14 protein-coding genes and 1 riboswitch are annotated in these 17,405 nt (G+C 37.2%); all 14 genes read left to right on the top strand.

The window, feature by feature from the left end:
* Positions 1-388: 388 nt before the first annotated feature.
* The 14 genes from ACQKN4_RS08900 to ACQKN4_RS08965 all read left to right on the top strand — a co-directional run bounded on the left by ACQKN4_RS08900 (position 389) and on the right by ACQKN4_RS08965 (position 17,352).
* Positions 389-2,377 (top strand): ABC1 kinase family protein, encoded by a 1,989-nt coding sequence (locus ACQKN4_RS08900; protein ID WP_427483414.1) that lies wholly within the window; start codon positions 389-391, stop codon positions 2,375-2,377.
* A gap of 381 nt (positions 2,378-2,758) precedes the next feature.
* Positions 2,759-3,961, top strand: a complete 1,203-nt coding sequence (locus tag ACQKN4_RS08905) for an NlpC/P60 family protein (RefSeq protein ID WP_427483416.1) — start codon at positions 2,759-2,761, stop codon at positions 3,959-3,961.
* Between the two features lie 591 nt (positions 3,962-4,552).
* Positions 4,553-5,101: a hypothetical protein gene (locus ACQKN4_RS08910; RefSeq protein WP_079562458.1), complete on the top strand. Its 549-nt coding sequence runs from the start codon at positions 4,553-4,555 to the stop codon at positions 5,099-5,101.
* A 230-nt stretch (positions 5,102-5,331) separates the two neighbouring features.
* Positions 5,332-5,521, top strand: a riboswitch (cobalamin riboswitch).
* Positions 5,522-5,718: 197 nt separating this feature from the next.
* Positions 5,719-6,261, top strand: coding sequence for an ATP:cob(I)alamin adenosyltransferase (locus tag ACQKN4_RS08915; RefSeq protein ID WP_197143822.1), 543 nt, complete (start codon positions 5,719-5,721; stop codon positions 6,259-6,261).
* A 1-nt stretch (position 6,262) separates the two neighbouring features.
* On the top strand, positions 6,263-7,222 hold the full coding sequence (locus tag ACQKN4_RS08920) for an ABC transporter substrate-binding protein (RefSeq protein ID WP_079562459.1): 960 nt from the start codon (positions 6,263-6,265) through the stop codon (positions 7,220-7,222).
* Positions 7,223-7,444: 222 nt separating this feature from the next.
* Positions 7,445-8,212, top strand: coding sequence for a tyrosine-protein phosphatase (locus ACQKN4_RS08925; protein ID WP_427483419.1), 768 nt, complete (start codon positions 7,445-7,447; stop codon positions 8,210-8,212).
* Positions 8,213-8,702: 490 nt separating this feature from the next.
* Positions 8,703-10,079 carry an MATE family efflux transporter gene (locus ACQKN4_RS08930; RefSeq protein WP_427483509.1) on the top strand — a complete coding sequence of 459 codons (1,377 nt, stop codon included), beginning with the start codon at positions 8,703-8,705 and terminating at the stop codon, positions 10,077-10,079.
* Positions 10,079-10,909: a putative RNA methyltransferase gene (locus ACQKN4_RS08935; protein WP_079562461.1), complete on the top strand. Its 831-nt coding sequence runs from the start codon at positions 10,079-10,081 to the stop codon at positions 10,907-10,909. Before ACQKN4_RS08930 ends, ACQKN4_RS08935 begins: the two co-directional genes overlap by 1 nt.
* Before the next feature lie 81 nt (positions 10,910-10,990).
* Complete coding sequence (locus tag ACQKN4_RS08940) at positions 10,991-11,599, top strand: lysophospholipid acyltransferase family protein (RefSeq protein ID WP_079562550.1); 609 nt, start codon at positions 10,991-10,993, stop codon at positions 11,597-11,599.
* Between the two features lie 217 nt (positions 11,600-11,816).
* Entirely contained in the window at positions 11,817-12,281 is a 465-nt protein-coding gene (locus ACQKN4_RS08945; RefSeq protein WP_427483421.1) for a low molecular weight protein-tyrosine-phosphatase, read from the top strand.
* 197 nt (positions 12,282-12,478) lie between these two features.
* Positions 12,479-13,198, top strand: coding sequence for a YebC/PmpR family DNA-binding transcriptional regulator (locus ACQKN4_RS08950; RefSeq protein WP_427483423.1), 720 nt, complete (start codon positions 12,479-12,481; stop codon positions 13,196-13,198).
* 101 nt (positions 13,199-13,299) lie between these two features.
* Entirely contained in the window at positions 13,300-14,595 is a 1,296-nt protein-coding gene (locus tag ACQKN4_RS08955) for an arsenic transporter (RefSeq protein WP_079562464.1), read from the top strand.
* A gap of 353 nt (positions 14,596-14,948) precedes the next feature.
* Positions 14,949-16,691: a methyl-accepting chemotaxis protein gene (locus ACQKN4_RS08960; RefSeq protein WP_079562465.1), complete on the top strand. Its 1,743-nt coding sequence runs from the start codon at positions 14,949-14,951 to the stop codon at positions 16,689-16,691.
* An 85-nt stretch (positions 16,692-16,776) separates the two neighbouring features.
* Positions 16,777-17,352: a YdcF family protein gene (locus tag ACQKN4_RS08965; protein ID WP_427483426.1), complete on the top strand. Its 576-nt coding sequence runs from the start codon at positions 16,777-16,779 to the stop codon at positions 17,350-17,352.
* The last annotated feature ends 53 nt before the right edge of the window (positions 17,353-17,405 follow it).

Genomic DNA, 17,405 nt, shown 5'->3' on the forward strand with positions numbered 1-17,405 from the left:
TTATATACCCCTTTAGGTATTTTATCAACAAAAATTACTGAGTAAAAATCATTGTAAGTGGATAAATACTAAAGAAATAAACAAATAGACAAAATTTTGGGGATAACAGTAAAATATGACGATTTTAACTGATTGTAGCGTAGGGCTACTCGACTCCCGCGGGAAAGCGAGACAGACGAGACCCTGCACGGAGCGAATGTTTTCCATGCGAAAGCGTAGTGCTAACGCAGCGACAGCAACTGTTTTATCTGTGCGACAGCGACAAAGCAAGTAGCATGTAGCGGAAATCAGAGCCTTCTAAGGGACGGAAGTGACCCCTGCGTTATGATGATGAGCCTTACATTTGTTATACTAGCAGTATTAGGAAGTAGTATCGGAGGTGACGCTGTTGATTTTTTTGAAATTTTTAATCCAAATCATTGTTGTATCAGGACTTATTTATTTTGTCAGTGGCCGATTAATTGGTTCAAACATTAATTTCAGACGTAGGGTTCTTTCTGTAGTCATTAGTGTGACGCTAACGTCCTTCGTTTATTGGTATACCTATTTACGTCATACAGATTTTTTATACGAACCGATGATGCAAACAGTGACGGAGGTCAGCACACTTATTTGGATTGGTAGCATGCTACTAATTTCGATGCTGCTCTATCTCGTTTTTGAGCTTTTCGATTCAAGCGGTATTAGGGCTACAGATCATCGTAATGGGCAAAAAAATTTATTTATGCGCCTTCGAAGCTACTGGCGACAACAAAAGCGCTTGCGTCATGTATTGAGAATAGCAGTGACAAATGGCGTTGTTCAAACGATAAAATACGCAAGACAACGTGAAAATGAAAAAGAGCTTGCCATTGCTTTAAGAGTAACTTTGGAGCAATGTGGTGGGATATTCATTAAATTTGGTCAGGTACTTTCTACTCGTAAGGAACTATTTTCGCCTATCTTTATTGCCGAGTTAGAGAGGCTACAAGATAGTGTGAAGCCTTTACCGTCAGAACAGGTAACACAAATTTTAGAAGTTTCACTTCCGAAGCCTATGAATGAAATATTCGCAAACTTTCAAATGGAGCCTATTGCGGCAGCATCCATTGGACAAGTACATAAGGCACGATTGAAAAATTTTGATGAAGTCGTGGTAAAGCTACTGCGTCCAGAAGTGAAGGGGATTATGCGAGACGACCTCGACATTTTGGAGGAATTCGCTAATTGGCTTTCGAACAAGTCTACATGGGCTGAGTCACTTGGTTTTCGAGAGCTTGCAAAAGGATTTGCAGATGGATTACGCGAGGAAATCCATTTAGATATTGAGGCTCGCAATACATTGCAGGTGACGAAGGCGCTTGCCAAAAGCGATTATAAAGTTCGAATCCCTAAAATCTATACGGAATATTGTAATGAAAATATTATTGTCATGGAATATGCTCGAGGAAAAAGTGTTGCAAATGCTGCAGCTGAATTTAACCGATTTGAATGTGATCGTAAGCAGTTTGCACGGACTGTTTTATATTCCTTCTTTGAGCAGATGTTGCTTTCTGGTATATTCCATGCAGACCCACATCCGGGGAATATTCATATTGATGAGACGGATGGCACACCAATACTGCTTGATTTTGGAGCGGTTGGCCGTTTGGGAGCTACACAACAAGAGGGCTTAAAGCTATTTTTAATGGGAATTCAGCTAAATGATGCAAGTGTTTTATACGATGGCCTAACACTATTGGTTGAAAATTCGGGCCATGCAGATCGTGCAAAAATGGAGCAAGCCATAGATCAAATTCTCTTGAAAATCTCTTACGTGGATCGGATTCCAACAGAGGAATTGATACATGCGTTATTTACAGTTGTTCGTGATTTTGGTCTTGCTTTCTATCCCGCAGTAGGTTTAGCACTGCGTTCCTTAGTAACATTGGATGGCACACTACGGGTAATTGACCCAAGCTTTGATATTTTTACAGAAGCGAGAGATTTTTCATCCGCATATATGCGGGCATCCTTCCTGAAGCCATTTAAAGAACCGACGGCAACAAAGGAACGTTTGCAAGAAGAATTATCCATGCTTCTTCCGACATTGCGCAAAATGCCAAGACGAGTTGACCAGCTTATTCAACGGGTAGAAAGTGGGAAAATCATCTTACATCACGATGTTTTTTCAGATGAGGATAATGCTCGTTTTATTACCAATCTATTTTCCCGTTTCGTCTTACTTCTCGTTGGTATTACCTTTGGCATTATTTCTGTAGCACTTTTAGCCATTTCACAATTTATTCATGACACGTATGCGATCTATTTAAATACAGCAGCATACTTAGGGTTATTTCTCTGTGCCATTCTGTTAGTACGGCTTTCTATCCAAGCGCTTCGTTCCATGAAGCAATAGAAGCGTCAACTTGGAGAGAAATTAACCTTTGTTTATGGTTACACATTATTTGTAGGTAGGGGAAAATGTTCCCTTACCTTTTTTTATGTTAAAAATGTTTTCTAGAAATATTACAAAAGCATTACAAAACAGAGAGTGGGACTATGGGTAAAGTAGTTAAAAACGTTGATATGTAGAATAAAACGTAATTTTGTAGAATTTATCGGGAATTACGTAAATATTACAAGAATGTTGCGAGTTTTACTAAACCATTAAAAAGGCGTGAAATAGTATAAAAGTTATGCTAATAGTGCTAAACTTTAAAAGGCTAATAAAATATAAGAATAAATAAAAGAAATCGTTCCAATGATTACATTAAAATTCTACGAACGAAATTGACTAGTGAAGGGAAAGAATAACGTGGGTAAACGCAATAAATGGCGTAAGTCGATGGTGCTAGCATTAGCACTAGCGGGCGGCTTATTATTTAATACAGTTCAACCAACTCAAGTGCACGCAGAAGAAACATCTCAACAAATGATTGATAAGAAAGCTAAAATAGATACAGAGGTTAAAAAGCTACAAGAAGAGCTAAAAAGCCTAGAAAAAGAGATCGAAGAAAAAGTAAAAGTATTTAACAAAGTACAGGCAGACATTAAAGAAGTTGATGCAAATATTGTAGATACTAAAAAACGTATTGAACAACGTTCAGCGATTTTAAGTGACCGTATGGCTGCATACCAAGCACAAGATAATACTGTAGGTATTTATTTAAACGCTGTTCTAGAATCAAAAAGTTTTGCAGATTTAATGGACCGTGTCGTAGCGGTAAAAACATTAATGGATGCTGACCAAGAATTAGTAGATCAACAAGAAGCAGATAAGGCTAGCTTAGAAAAACAAAAAACAACATTAGATGAAAAACAAAAAGAGCTTCAAAAGCAATTCCAAGAGCTTCAAGAGAAGGAAAGCGAAATGGAAGTAAAAAAAGCTGAAAATGAAGCGAAATCTCTTGCATTAAAAGCACAAATTGCAACGAAACAAGAAGAAGAGCGTTTAGAAGCAGAACGTAAAGCAGCAGAGGAAGAGGCAGCTCGTTTACGTGCACTTCAAGCAGCTACTCCAGTTGTACAAGCAACAAACAACAATGCTAACACTAACGATAATGGCAATAGCAATGATAATAATAATGGCAAAGCTAACAATGAAAAATCATCACAAAAAGTGGTTGTTGGTTCAGGAGCAGGCACTGCATCTTCAGGTGATGCTATTTCAGTTGCGAAACAATTCTTAGGTCGTAGCTATGTTTGGGGCGGTAGTAACCCATCAACAGGATTTGACTGTTCTGGTCTTGTACAATGGTCTTACAAACAAGCGGGTGTAAATTTACCACGTACAGCATCACAACAATATTTAGCAACACAACGTATTTCAGCAAGTGAAGCACGTGTAGGTGACCTAGTATTCTTCAGCTATGGTTCAGGTATAGCGCATGTAGGTATTTACTTAGGAAACAACACAATGATTGATGCTCAAAATAAAGGTGTTGTCATTGAATCACTTGATTGGTGGAATCAATATTTAGTAGGCTTCGGTCGTATTTAATAAGCCGTACTATTATATAGACGATTAAAATAGCGAAAAGGTTATCTTTGTAAAAGAAATTACAAGGGTAACCTTTTTTTATTATTTGACGGTACTGGAAATTATCAACTGTTTAAACTATAGTTAAGATTCTACGACTAAACCTATTAGGCAAACGCATAATGTTATTCATTAGTTTAGGCTCGACTACTCGGTCAATAATGAGTAAAATAACTTTTGTAATGAATAAATTTACATAAGTTGATATATTTATAACTATAGCCCCAGTTATAAAAATGATAATACAGCCGAAAAAAGAATTAGCATCAATTTTTCGTTATTGCGTATTTCGCTTTGACTCAATCGTGAGATAACTCCAATAATAATCCTAACGAGTATTCCTCTGTCTTCATATAGCTAAAAGAAAAGATTCTTGCATATTGAACGCCATTTCTGATAATTTTGAAATATACGATTGGGATCTTGCTCTGAAATTACAATTATATGAGACTTTTAATTTGTAGTAGCAAAGTAACGCATGATGGTAAATGAGATAACACTTACAAGTACACTATTTTTTACGTTCTGAAACAATAAAGGTAGGGATGAATCATGGAAAAAGAGATTTTGCAACTTTTTAGTAATTTAACAGAGCGTGACCGTGATATTCAATACAAATCATACGAAGAATTAATGAAAATTATGCAGGAACCAGTTGATTGGACCTATTCAGTTTGGGAACAATTAGTTCAAACTCTTACATACAAAAATGGACATGTACGTGCAAGTGCTGCACAATTTTTATGCGCACTGGCAGCAAAAAGCGATCCTGAAGAAAGAGTGTTAGAGGACTTCTTAAAGATTTGGGCAGTAACGTATGATGAAGAAACAGTCACTGTGAGGCATACTTTACAGGCAATTTGGAAAATAGGCTTAGCGGGGCAGGTACAAAGAGATTTAGTCGTATCATATTTGGCTAAAAGATATCAAACGTGCTTAGACGAAAAGCACCCGACATTAATACGCTATGATATTATTGTATCCTTTAAAAAGCTATTCGATACAACAAATGACCCAAAGCTACTAGAAATTGCACAGCGTTTAATTGAGGAAGAGAAAGATGTTAAATCCAAAAAGAAATATAAAAATGCCATCCGATGAAAGTTATGAAAATGGCTATTTTTTGAAAATCCTTTCATTATAAAAAATAAAATGCTTTAACTTATAAGGCATAACAAATATTTGCACGAGCAGGATGAATACCCAATGGGAGAGTGAATATATCCGCGTGCATACGGTAATACCTGCATGATTTTTATCCATCGTTGTTTATTCTAAATTCCACAGCTATTTTTTCCTATCAATCTATGATAAACTGCATAACAAGTGAATAATTCTTGCAGAATAAAGGTGCTGAACTATAGCATAATCGGGAATTCGGTGAAAAACCGGAGCTGTTTCCGCAACTGTAAGTACAGAAGTCATAAAGATATACCACTGTCGAATTATCCGATGGGAAGGTTTTTTATGAATGTAGTGAACTGTACAAGCCAGGAGACCGACCTTTGTTTGAACGTATAGATAACTCTTCGGAAGCTAGGAGAATATGCGGCAAATACATAGGCTATGTCGTATTTATGTGACACTATTTATGCTATTTTTCGTTGTTTCCTTAGGAGTGGGAACAACGTTTTTTTTATGCGCTTATAGTTCACCTGATGTAAGACGAGGTGTTAATAAGGTAAGAATTTTTCACGAAGGAAAGCGGGGACTTAGATTTGAAAAAAGATGCACGTTATTCTTGTTATCCATTTATGCGTGAAAAGGCATCTACAGTAGATTTTGAAATTCGAACGGATAGCCTAACAACACATATTGGTGTAGCATTGGCGGCGGTTAAAAAAGAAACGGTAGAGGTAGTAGCAGATGATTTACTTGCCATTTTGCCAATGGCTTACCATGTAAATGGCTCAGTCCGAGGCAAATTAGCTGTAACTGAAGATGATTTGACTTGGCTTAGTGATCGCTATGATTTCTATGTTAGTCATGTTAAAGAGGAAATACAAAACTTTGTATTACCCCAAGGAACAGAGGCAGCTTCTGCATTACATTTATGTCGTAGTGAGGCAAAAAAATCATACCGTGTTTTGCACAAAGTATCTGAAGAACGCGAAGTACCAGCTATTCTCTTTGATTATTTAGGATTGCTAGCCAATGTATTTTTTGTAATGGCTGTCTATATGAATCAGCATGCAGGTATTGCTGAAATACCGTTTATTAGTAAGTCATACCCGATGAAAAAGAAAAAGGAGAATCAATGAAATGAAGAAAATGTTTAAGCTACAATGGCTTTCTGTGTTGATGTTGGCACTTGTATTAGTTGGCTGTGGCACGAAAGAGGATACAAATAAAGATACTGTTTCTAAAGAAGATCAACAAGTTGAGAAAACTACTAGCTATAAAGTTAAGGATGACCGTGGTGTAGAAGTAGAGTTTAATGCAGTACCTAAAACTATTGTTTCATTAAAACCGAGTAATACAGAGATTTTATTTGCGCTAGGTGTGGGTGATAAAATAGTTGGTGCGACTGAGTATGATTCGTATCCAGAAGAAGCTCAAAAAATTGAGCGTGTTTCTGATTCTACAATATTCAATAGTGAGCGTATTTTAGCGTTAAAGCCAGACGTCGTTATTGCCTATACAACTGGAGACGATGAAGAAAATTTAAATGCCTTAAAAGGTCTCGAAGATGCGGGTATTAAAGTGTTTGCCATTCAATCAGCTAAATCATTTGATGATGTTTATGGGGATATCGAACAAGTCTCAGCAGCTATGGGCATCAAAGATAAAGGCGAAAAGTTAAATGAAGATATTAAATCTAAAATTGCAGATGTCCAAGCAAAAGTTAAAGATGTGAAAGAACCAAAAAATATCTATTTAGAAATTAGTCCAAAGCCAGACATCTATACAGCTGGTTCTGATACATTCCAACAAGAGATTTTAAATGCTGCAAACGTTAACAACGTTTTTGTTGAACTTAAAAGCTGGGCAATGGTATCTGAGGAAGATGTCATTGCGAAAAATCCAGAAGTCATTTTAACAACAGTAGGCAATGACTCAACGGGAGAAATTCTTTCTCGTGATGGATGGAATTCAATCACGGCCATTAAAAATAAAGCTGTTTATTCTATAGATAATGATATCTCAAACCGTCCAGGTCCACGTATTGGCGAAGCTGTTGAGTTAATCGCGAAAGCAGTATATCCTGAGTTATTTAAATAATTGATATTGAAAAATAGTATTTTGGAGCTGTCCTTTATCAAGGGCAGCTTTTTTTGATGAATAAAAAGGATAACTGCTCCACCCAAATAAAGAAACACTCAAATAAATCCCCTTGTTGCTCTAAGTAGTGTACGACATTCCCTAATGCGAAAATTAGTATTATATCGAATTGTTCTATAAAATAGAGATAAGTATGCTTGCTAACAGGGAGGGGTGCAGTGAGTGAAACAGTTTGATATGAATATTATTCCGTTTGAGGCAGTTAATAATTTTCGGGATATGGGTGGTTATAAGTCAAGAGATGGGCGTGCTGTTAAGAATGGTTTGATTTATCGTTCAGCCGCACTTGGTAAAATGACGAAATCAGATAAAGAGCGCTTTGAAACGCTAGGTGTGAAAACAATTTTTGATTATCGAGACAACCATGAGGCTCAAAATAATCCTAATCCGATATTCCCGTATGCCAAGTATATTCAAATACCAGCTAAAGGAAATCATGCTTTTGAGATGCCTACAAACTCTGGTGGAAAAGATTTTTATAAGGTTGTAAGCCCGGAGATGTTTAGAGAATTTTATGCACAAATGCCTTTTAATAATGCCTCATTCAAAGAGTTAATAGCAACGATTCAACAACCTGAAAATTTAGGGCTTGTTCATCATTGTGCAGTCGGGAAGGATCGAACAGGTATTGGCAGTGCGCTAATTTTACTTGCTTTAGATGTCCCTGAGGAAACGATCATGGAGGATTATTTAGATACAAATGTACATTTACGTTCCTTAGTCGAACGAATGGCTCTAACCATTCAGCAAGATTATAGCGATCAAGAATTACAGCAATTTTATGCCTTAATGTCTGCCCGTGAAGACTATTTGCAGGCAGCATTTGATGCAATGGATAGCCGATATGGCTCTAAGACAGCTTTTTTAGAGGAAGAGTTTGGGTTAACAACTGAAAAACGTAAGCAATTGCAGGACTATTGTTTATTATGATAAGAAACCCTTTCACATAAAATTGTGAGAGGGATTTTTTGTGTATTGTATTATCTTTGCATAATCTTTTAATTCATATTGGCCAAAAAGCTTATGGAAGCATTATGCCGAGGCGCAATTAGGTGTTTCATTATAAAAATTCTTTACAGCCTAAAAATCTATGATAAGATACTATATATTTTTAACTTCTTTCAGCGGTTGTCCAAACACCCGTTGAAATATAGGAACTCAGCCTAAAAACGCCACGTCCTGTGGCATTACCGAAATGACCGACATCGTGTCGGCCCTCGTGTTGTTGCTGTCGCTGCGCTTTCGCACAAAAAACATTTGCAGCCCTAAGCACAAAGCCGATTCCAGACGTAATTATACCGAGGCATAATTGATTGGGCAGTAATTTATCTGTATAGATGGTAAAGAAGGTAGTTGAAAGTTGGACAGCATGTGAAAATCTTTACGAAACGATTAGGAGAAGTGAAAAGTATTGGCAGATATATTAAAAGAAAGTGATATTAAAGAGACAGATAGGTTAAGTTTATTCCATTTGACATGGCCGATATTTTTAGAAGTATTTTTATTTATGTTAATGGGACTAGCCGATACTTTTATGCTCAGTGCTTTATCAGATAATGCTGTATCAGGAGTTGGTGCAGCCAATCAATATATTCATATTGCAATTTTAATACTTGAGGTAGTTGGTAACGGTGCTTCCATTGTTGTATCTCAATATTTAGGTTCAAGGCGATTTTTTGAGGCTGCGAAGATTTCCGCTTTAGCAGTTACGATGAATTTGGTTGTTGGACTAATGATGAGTATCTTATTTTTCTTCTTTTCAAGTCATTTAATGACCATGATGAACTTGCAAGGGGAAGTGCTTAAATACGCTCAAAGCTACTTGGTAATCATCGGAAGCTTTATTTTTTTACAGGCTATTATAAACGCTTTAGCAGCAATTATCCGTGTACACGGATGGACAAAGCAAACGATGTATGTATCACTAGGTATGAATGTGCTACACGTTGTCTTAAACTATGGTTTAATCTTTGGTAACTTAGGATTACCGGAGTTAGGTGTAAAAGGTGCAGCTATTTCCTCAGTGGTAAGCCGTGGTTTGGCAGTTCTTGTGTTTTTCTGGCTGTTGTATCAAGTCATGGAAGTAAGAATGAAGCTAAAATATTATTTCGAGTATTCAAAGGAATATGTTCAAAAAATATTAAATATAGGCTTACCGTCAGCATTTGAGCAGGTGCTTTATCAGTTTTGTCAGATTGTCTTCCTTTATTATGCAACTTACTTAGGCACAGAGACACTTGCGGCGAGACAATATGCCATGAATATTTCGATGTTTACGTATTTATTTGCGATTGCCATCGGAACAGGTACGGCTATAATTATTGGACGAAGCGTCGGTGCTGGTAAAAAGGATCAAGCTTATCATCAGCTTTGGACGAGTGTACGCGCAGCTTTTGCTTTTACAATCACTATGGTTGCAGTTGTAACGATATTCCGTAAGCAACTTATGCACGTTTTTACAGATAATCCAGAGGTAATTGCCATCGGAGCATCTGTCCTAGCATTAAGTATTCTCCTTGAAACAGGGCGAACAATGAATATTGTAGTTATTAACTCATTGCGTGCCTCAGGGGATGCAAGATTTCCAGTGAAAATTGGTTTCTTATCAATGGTATGTATGAGTCTCCCGCTCGGATACTTGTTTGTATTCGTTTTACATTGGGGGCTAGTAGGTATTTGGTTAGCAATTGCGGTAGATGAATGGATGCGAGCTATTATCGTATACTTTAGATGGAAAAGTCGTAAGTGGGAGCGTTTTGCACTTGTTTCACCTACAGAACCGAAGGAGGAAAATTAATGGGGGCACTTTCTAAAAGAGCTGCAGGGGCAGCGTTAATGGATAAAAATATAAAGCTTTTTGCTTGTCCAATTTGTCAGGAATCAATGGATGTTTTTGAGCAAGGTAGATTAGTATGTTCCTCAAATCATTCTTTTGATATTGCCAAACAGGGCTACATCAATATGCTGACACATGGTGCCGTTTCTAAGTACAATAAAGAGCTTTTTGAATCTCGAAAAGCGGTTATTGATAGTGGTATTTATGATGTAGTAGAAGATAAAATCGGAGAGCTAATTGCTAATGCAGAAACCGTACTTGATACAGGATGTGGTGAAGGTTCACATTTAGCTCGTATTATGGTAAAGAAACATGGTATAGGAATTGGTATTGATATAGCGAAGGAAGGCATCCTTGCTGCATCTCGACATTATCCAGAGCAAATGTGGTGTGTTGGTGATTTAGCGAAAAGTCCATTTGCAAGATCGAGCTTCGATGCCATATTAAATATTTTATCGCCGGCCAATTATGAAGAATTTAAACGACTATTAACTCACAATGGTTGTGTTGTTAAGGTTGTACCTCAAAGTGGATACTTACATGAGCTTCGAGCGCAATTATATGCGGATTCTACTAAAGAGTCGTATTCGAATGAACAAATAGTTGCTCGGTTTAAAGAAAGCTTTACCGATGTTAGCGTAGAACGTATTACATATACGGTACCGCTAGCTAAAGAGCTTGTACCAGCACTGCTGGAAATGACACCAATGGGCTGGCATAAGAAAGAAGGATCCAATATCCTGTTAAATGAAATTACGATTGATGTTGATGTATTAGTGGGAAGAGTCTAGATATTTTCATCTGTAATTGCAGTATACTGGTCTTTTCGATTACAATGGGGATAACTATTGAATAAGGTAGGAATGAAAACAGTGTATAAATTTATAGCAAATGTTGTAAAAGTAATCTTAAAATTAACAGGCTCGAAAGCGCGTGTATATGAAGAGCAAAACTTACCGAAGGAAGGTGGGTTTATTATTGCGTGTACACACACGGGCTATGTTGATATTTTAAATCTTGGTGTTGCAGTATGCCCTCGAGAGATTCACTTTATGGCTAAAAAGCAATTGTTTGATATAAAGGGTCTTGGCTGGCTTATAGAGCGTTTAAATGCCTTTCCGGTTGACCGTGATAATCCAGGCCCAAGTGTTATTAAAATCCCTTCGCAGCTATTGAAAGAGGGGAAAGTGGTTGGGATATTCCCATCTGGTACGCGAAATGCGGAAGGTACAGATTTAAAGCAAGGTGCAATTACAATAGCTCAGTTAGCCAAAGCGCAAATTGTACCAGCAGCTTATATTGGTGCGCGTAATGCTGGTGATGTCTTTAAGCGTGGTAAAGGTTATCTAATTTATGGCGAGCCATTTTACGTAACGGGTAAAGGTAAAGAAGGGCGCGAGGAATTTACAAATCACCTTGAGCATGAATTAATAGCATTAACTGAAGAATTAGAGAAGCGAGTTGCAGCAGAAAAGAAATAAAGTGAAACACCATTCAGAGGTGAACCCTCTGTGTGAAGAACACAAACTAAAATCTTCACATTCCTTTGAAGTAGTAGCATACTGCCAGTAATGTGGGATAACTTAGAAGGCACTCAGAATCGGTTGATTTTGAGTGCTTTATCTACATTTAGCAAGTGTTTACTGTAGCGACAACTACGATACGCCAAGATGAGATTGATTGTAGGAGGACATAAAAATGATTCGAGTACTTTTTGTATGTTTGGGGAATATATGTCGATCACCAATGGCTGAAGCGGTCATGCGTGATTTGGTAGTGAAAGAGCATTTGAGTCATAAAGTCGAGGTGGATTCGGCTGCAACAAGCTCTTGGCATATTGGAGATCCTCCTCACAGAGGAACGCAAGGTAAGCTAAAAGAATATGGCATCTCAACGAAAGGGATGCAAGGTCGACAATTACAAAAGGCTGACTTTGAAAATTTTGATTACATTATTGGCATGGATGAAAGCAATATACGTAATATCCAAACGATGCTAGGGAATCCGGATTCCACAAAGATCTTTCGCTTTTTAGATTTAACTGATCATCGAAAAGACGTGCCTGATCCTTACTATACAGGAGATTTCCAAGAAACCTATGATTTAGTTTTAGAAGGCTGTCAGGCATTATTAGAAAAAATCAAAGTGGAAAAACATTTGTAGAGTGCTCTAAGTGAAACAATTTTTTGCAATTAATGACTTAATAAAGTTACCTTAAACATTGGCATATATAGCTTTGTAAGCATCATTTGTGTTATTATTTTCAGAGTAAAGATACGAAATCACAATTCAAAATCCGGACGCAATTACGCCAAGGCGTAATTGATAAACAACTTATAATTTGAAAGAGAGTGGAAACAATGGGTCGTAAGTGGAACAATATTAAAGAAAAGAAAGCGTCTAAAGACCAAAGCACAAGCCGTATCAATGCAAAATTTGGACGCGAAATTTATGTGGCAGCTAAATCAGGCGAGCCAGATCCTGAATCAAATCGTGCCCTTAAAGTTGTTCTAGAACGTGCAAAAACATACAGTGTTCCTAAACATATTATTGAAAAAGCAATTGATAAAGCGAAGGGTGGCGGCGATGAAAACTTCGACGAATTACGTTATGAAGGTTTCGGACCAGCAGGCACTATGTTAATCGTTGATGCTTTAACGAATAATGTTAATCGTACAGCTTCTGATGTACGTGCAGCATTTGGTAAAAATAATGGGAATATGGGTGTCAGTGGTTCTGTTGCCTACATGTTTGATTCAACAGCGGTTATCGGTTTAGAAGGTAAATCAGCAGATGAAGTTCTTGAAATTTTAATGGAAGCAGATGTTGATGCTCGTGATATTCTTGAAGAAGACGAGACTGTCATTATTTATGCAGAGCCAGATCAATTCTTTGCTGCACAAGAAGCACTAAAAGCAGCAGGCATTCAAGAATTTACAGTAGCAGAGCTTTCAATGCTTCCACAAACAGAAGTAGCATTAGCTGGTGACGACATTGCGAAATTTGAAAAATTAATTGATGCATTAGAAGATTTAGAGGATGTTCAAAACGTTTACCATAATGCAGATTTAGGTGAATAATATAAACATATGAAACCAGTAGCGAATAAAGCTACTGGTTTTTAACTTCATCGGGTGTCCAAACTTCCGCCGGAGGCATAATTGATTTAGGGAGGAAAACTGTGCAAGCTCTTTTAGCGATTGCAATATTTTTAATAACTTTATTTTTTGTAATAGTGCAGCCGCGTAAAATATCGATCGGCTGGTCTGCTTGTTTTGGTGCTGCAATTGCATTAATGCTCGGAGTTGTTACCTGGCAAGATGTTGTCGAGGTGACGGGGATTGTTTGGAATGCAACGTTCTCGTTTATAGGAATTATTTTTATTTCACTTATTCTAGACGAAATAGGATTCTTTGAATGGTCTGCCCTACATATAGCACGAGTGGCAAAGGGAAGTGGTATACGCTTATTCATTTACCTTTGCTGTCTAGGTGCTATTGTTTCAGCATTATTTGCAAATGATGGTGCAGCTTTAATACTAACACCAATTGTTCTCGCAATGATCCGTAAATTGAATTTAACCGATAAAATGATCTTTCCATTTATTATTGCAAGTGGGTTTATTGCGGACACAACATCCTTACCGTTAGTCATTAGCAATTTAACAAATATTGTGTCGGCAGACTATTTCGGTATTGGATTTATGGAATATGCCCTACATATGCTGATACCGAATTTAGTTTCTTTACTAGCAAGTATAGTTGTGCTTTATATTGTCTTTCGCCGTGCAATTCCAAAAGAATATTCACTCGAGGCAGTTGATAATCCAAAGCTTGCAATTCGTGATTCGAGATTATTTTTATTATCATGGTATGTTATAGCCATTCTATTAGTTGGTTTCTTAACGAGTGAGGTTTTCAAAATTCCAGTGTCATTTATTTTATGTGGAGTAGCAGCTATCTTTTTCCTACTAGCCCGACGTAGCCATACTGTAGATACAAAGAGAGTTGTGAAAGGGGCACCGTGGAATATTGTGTTCTTTTCTATCGGTATGTATGTGGTTGTTTACGGCTTGAAAAATGTAGGAATGACCGGATTGCTGGCAAGTCTATTAGAGCACGCTATACAGCAAGGATTGATGGTAGCGACAATTACGATGGGGTTTGTAGCAGCGATTTTGTCAGCTATTATGAATAACCTACCAACTGTAATGATTGATGCATTAGCTATTGCTGAAACTAGTGCAACTGGAATTATGAAAGAAGGGCTTATTTATGCAAATGTCATCGGCACAAATCTAGGTCCTAAAATGACGCCGATTGGCTCACTCGCAACATTGTTATGGCTCCATATACTGAAGCAAAAAGGAATAAAGATTGGCTGGGTTCAGTATTTGAAAATAGGTATTATTTTAACAATCCCAACCCTTTTCACTACTTTAATAGCATTAGTAATTTGGATTAAAATCATATCATAGGCGAGAACTAAGATAGTGTCTAAACATTTTAATGATGGTAAAAATCAAAAAACTATTTTTCTATAAGGCATATCCTTGTAGAAAGATAGTTTTTTTATCTATTATGCATATTTGAAGCTTGTCATTAAAAGTTTGGAATCATATTTGTTAGATTTGGAGTGAAGGCTGGACGCCGCCGGAAATAGGTCCAGTAGCAATGGAAATCCCCCCCACGTTAAGCTATCAAGCATATTTTCGTAAAAAGGCGAAGAATTCAAACATAAATTACGTTTTACCCATTGTGAAAAATTCTGAATAATAACATAATATAGATTGATAGTCATAGTGAAAGAGGAGAAAAGGGGGGCTAAAGCATGAAGTTTTCACGTTCGATACAGGGGAAACTAATTATCATTTCACTAGCATTATTAATTATCCCTAGCTTAGTGATAGGCCTAGTTAGCTATAGCAAAGCAAAAAAAGGTCTGGATGATATTGGTGAACAAGTTATTAAAAATAGTGTTGAATCTTCTTTGCAATTAATCGAGTTAGCAAATGAGAGTGTTAAAAGGGGCGAAGTTCCTTTAGAAGTTGCACAGGAGAAAGTGCGGGAGGCATTTCTAGGACCGAAGGATAGTGAAGGAAAGAGGCCAATTAATTATCCTGGAGACTTGGGGGAGTATGGTTATCTATATGTTTTAGATGATAAAGGGACATTAACAACCCATCCGACTCGAGAAGGGGATAACCTATGGAACGATCAAGATAGTAGCGGAAATTACTTTATTCGGGAAGTAACCGAAAAAGCACTTGCCGGTGGGGGATATACCAAATATGAGTTTGAGCTACCAGGGCAAGATGTATTAGCTGATAAAATAATTTATTCTGCAAAGGATCCAAATTGGGGATGGATTATAGTATCGGGTACATATATGCAAGACTTTAATGAAGGGGCTAATTCATTATTATTCGTTATTGGTATTACATTATTAGGTGCCATCATTATAGGTACTATAGTTGTCATAATGGTTTCAAGACATTTAGCTTTACCAGTGCGAAAATTATCGAAACGTGTACGTGAAGTAGCCAAAGGGAATTTAACTGTAGAAATTGAAAATCTACAACGTTCAGATGAGATCGGTCAGTTAAATGAAGGCTTTAATGAAATGGTTGATCAACTGAAAACATTAATTACAGATGTAGAGGAAGCTATTGTAGAAATTCAATCGACATCGTCAAATTTAACATCTGTGGCAGAGGAAACAAACGCTTATGGAGATGAAATAGTAAAAGCGATAAATGAGGTTTCAAACGGCGCATCAATGCAAGCTTCAGAGGCAGAGGATACGAATAGAACAGCAATTGATTTTGCGCAACAGATTGAATTATTGCATGACAAAAATGAAGTAATGCTAGATGCATCTCAAAATATGAAGCAATCAAATCAAGACGGGCTTTTAAATTTAAAGAACTTAAAAGAGACATCACACGAGTCTTCAGAAGTGATTAATAATGTCCAGGCTGTATTTAATAGCTTAATTGTGAAAGTTAGGGAAATTGAAGGCATTGTCGGTACGATTACGGAGATTTCTGATCAGACGAATCTACTTGCATTGAATGCATCGATAGAGGCGGCTAGAGCTGGGGAGCATGGCAAAGGCTTTGCAGTTGTTGCTGAGGAGGTACGTAAGTTAGCGGATCAAACATCTGTAGCAACAGAGCGAGTGCGTACAACCTTAAAGGGAATTGAAAGTGAAACTAATTTAGTGAATGATGAGATGAAGAAAACAAACGTCATTGTTCGTCAGCAAAATGATTCGGTGGCCATAACAGAGTCATCCTTTAAGGAAATAGAATTGGCCGTAGAAGAGATCATTTCTATTATTAAGGAAATGACTACTGGGGTAGAATATTTGAATGGCTCAAAAAATAACATTATGCAATCTATCGAAAGTATTGCGATGATTAGTGAGAAAAATGCTGCTGCATCAGAGGAAGTTACGGCATCCGTTGATGAACAACAGCGTGCCATTCAGGTTGTTAGTGAATCTTCCAATGATTTAACAGATGAAATAACAGCGTTACAGGATTCTATTAAGCGCTTTATATTAAGATAATCAATTAGGATGTTTGTACAGCAATTTCAGTACAAGCATCCTTTTTTTTGCCTAAACGTTAATAAAAGGTAAGGGGGGGTCAATTGTGAAGAAATGGGTAATAAGGTTAGGGGTTATATTGCTTGCTATGGGTAGTGTTGTTTATATTTGGCTCGGCGAGGAGATGAAACAGGGTGTCCAGCCAGCTGCAAACGGAACAGCTACATACATGATTGTCCTGGGAGCAAAGGTAAAACCGGGTGGAATTCCATCGCTTTCTTTGAAAAATAGATTAGAAGAGGCAGTAAAGTATTTGAAAAAGTATCCTCGTGTAAAAGTGATCGTGTCAGGTGGAAAAGGGGAAGATGAAGATCGGACAGAGGCTTCAGTCATGCTTAAATACTTACAGGACAATGGTATTGATACGAATAGAATAGTAGTGGAAGACCAATCTACTTCAACTTATGAGAACTTATTATTTAGTAAAGAACTTTTGCCTAAAGAAACTAAGAAAATCACGATAGTCTCTAATGATTTTCATTTAAAGCGTGCAAAATATTTAGCGGAGACTTTAGGTTTTGAGGTAGATGTAGTTGCGGCAAAAACGCCAAAATCGGTGGAATTGAAGTTAACGCTACGGGAAAGGGCCGCACTATTAAAAACATATGTATTTGGCTATTAATTTATTTCTTAATACTATAGATTTGGCATATAATAGAAATATAACGGGGTATA

The organism is Lysinibacillus sp. NPDC093692 (assembly GCF_050280125.1).
Classification (GTDB): domain Bacteria; phylum Bacillota; class Bacilli; order Bacillales_A; family Planococcaceae; genus Lysinibacillus.

Bases quoted from the DNA above. Each gene is read 5' to 3' on its own strand.
- ACQKN4_RS08935 (WP_079562461.1), top strand. From the start codon at position 10,079: ATGGGGGCACTTTCTAAAAGAGCTGCAGGGGCAGCGTTAATGGATAAA.
- ACQKN4_RS08950 (WP_427483423.1), top strand. From the start codon at position 12,479: ATGGGTCGTAAGTGGAACAATATTAAAGAAAAGAAAGCGTCTAAAGAC.
- ACQKN4_RS08945 (WP_427483421.1), top strand. From the start codon at position 11,817: ATGATTCGAGTACTTTTTGTATGTTTGGGGAATATATGTCGATCACCA.
- ACQKN4_RS08960 (WP_079562465.1), top strand. From the start codon at position 14,949: ATGAAGTTTTCACGTTCGATACAGGGGAAACTAATTATCATTTCACTA.
- ACQKN4_RS08910 (WP_079562458.1), top strand. From the start codon at position 4,553: ATGGAAAAAGAGATTTTGCAACTTTTTAGTAATTTAACAGAGCGTGAC.
- ACQKN4_RS08920 (WP_079562459.1), top strand. From the start codon at position 6,263: ATGAAGAAAATGTTTAAGCTACAATGGCTTTCTGTGTTGATGTTGGCA.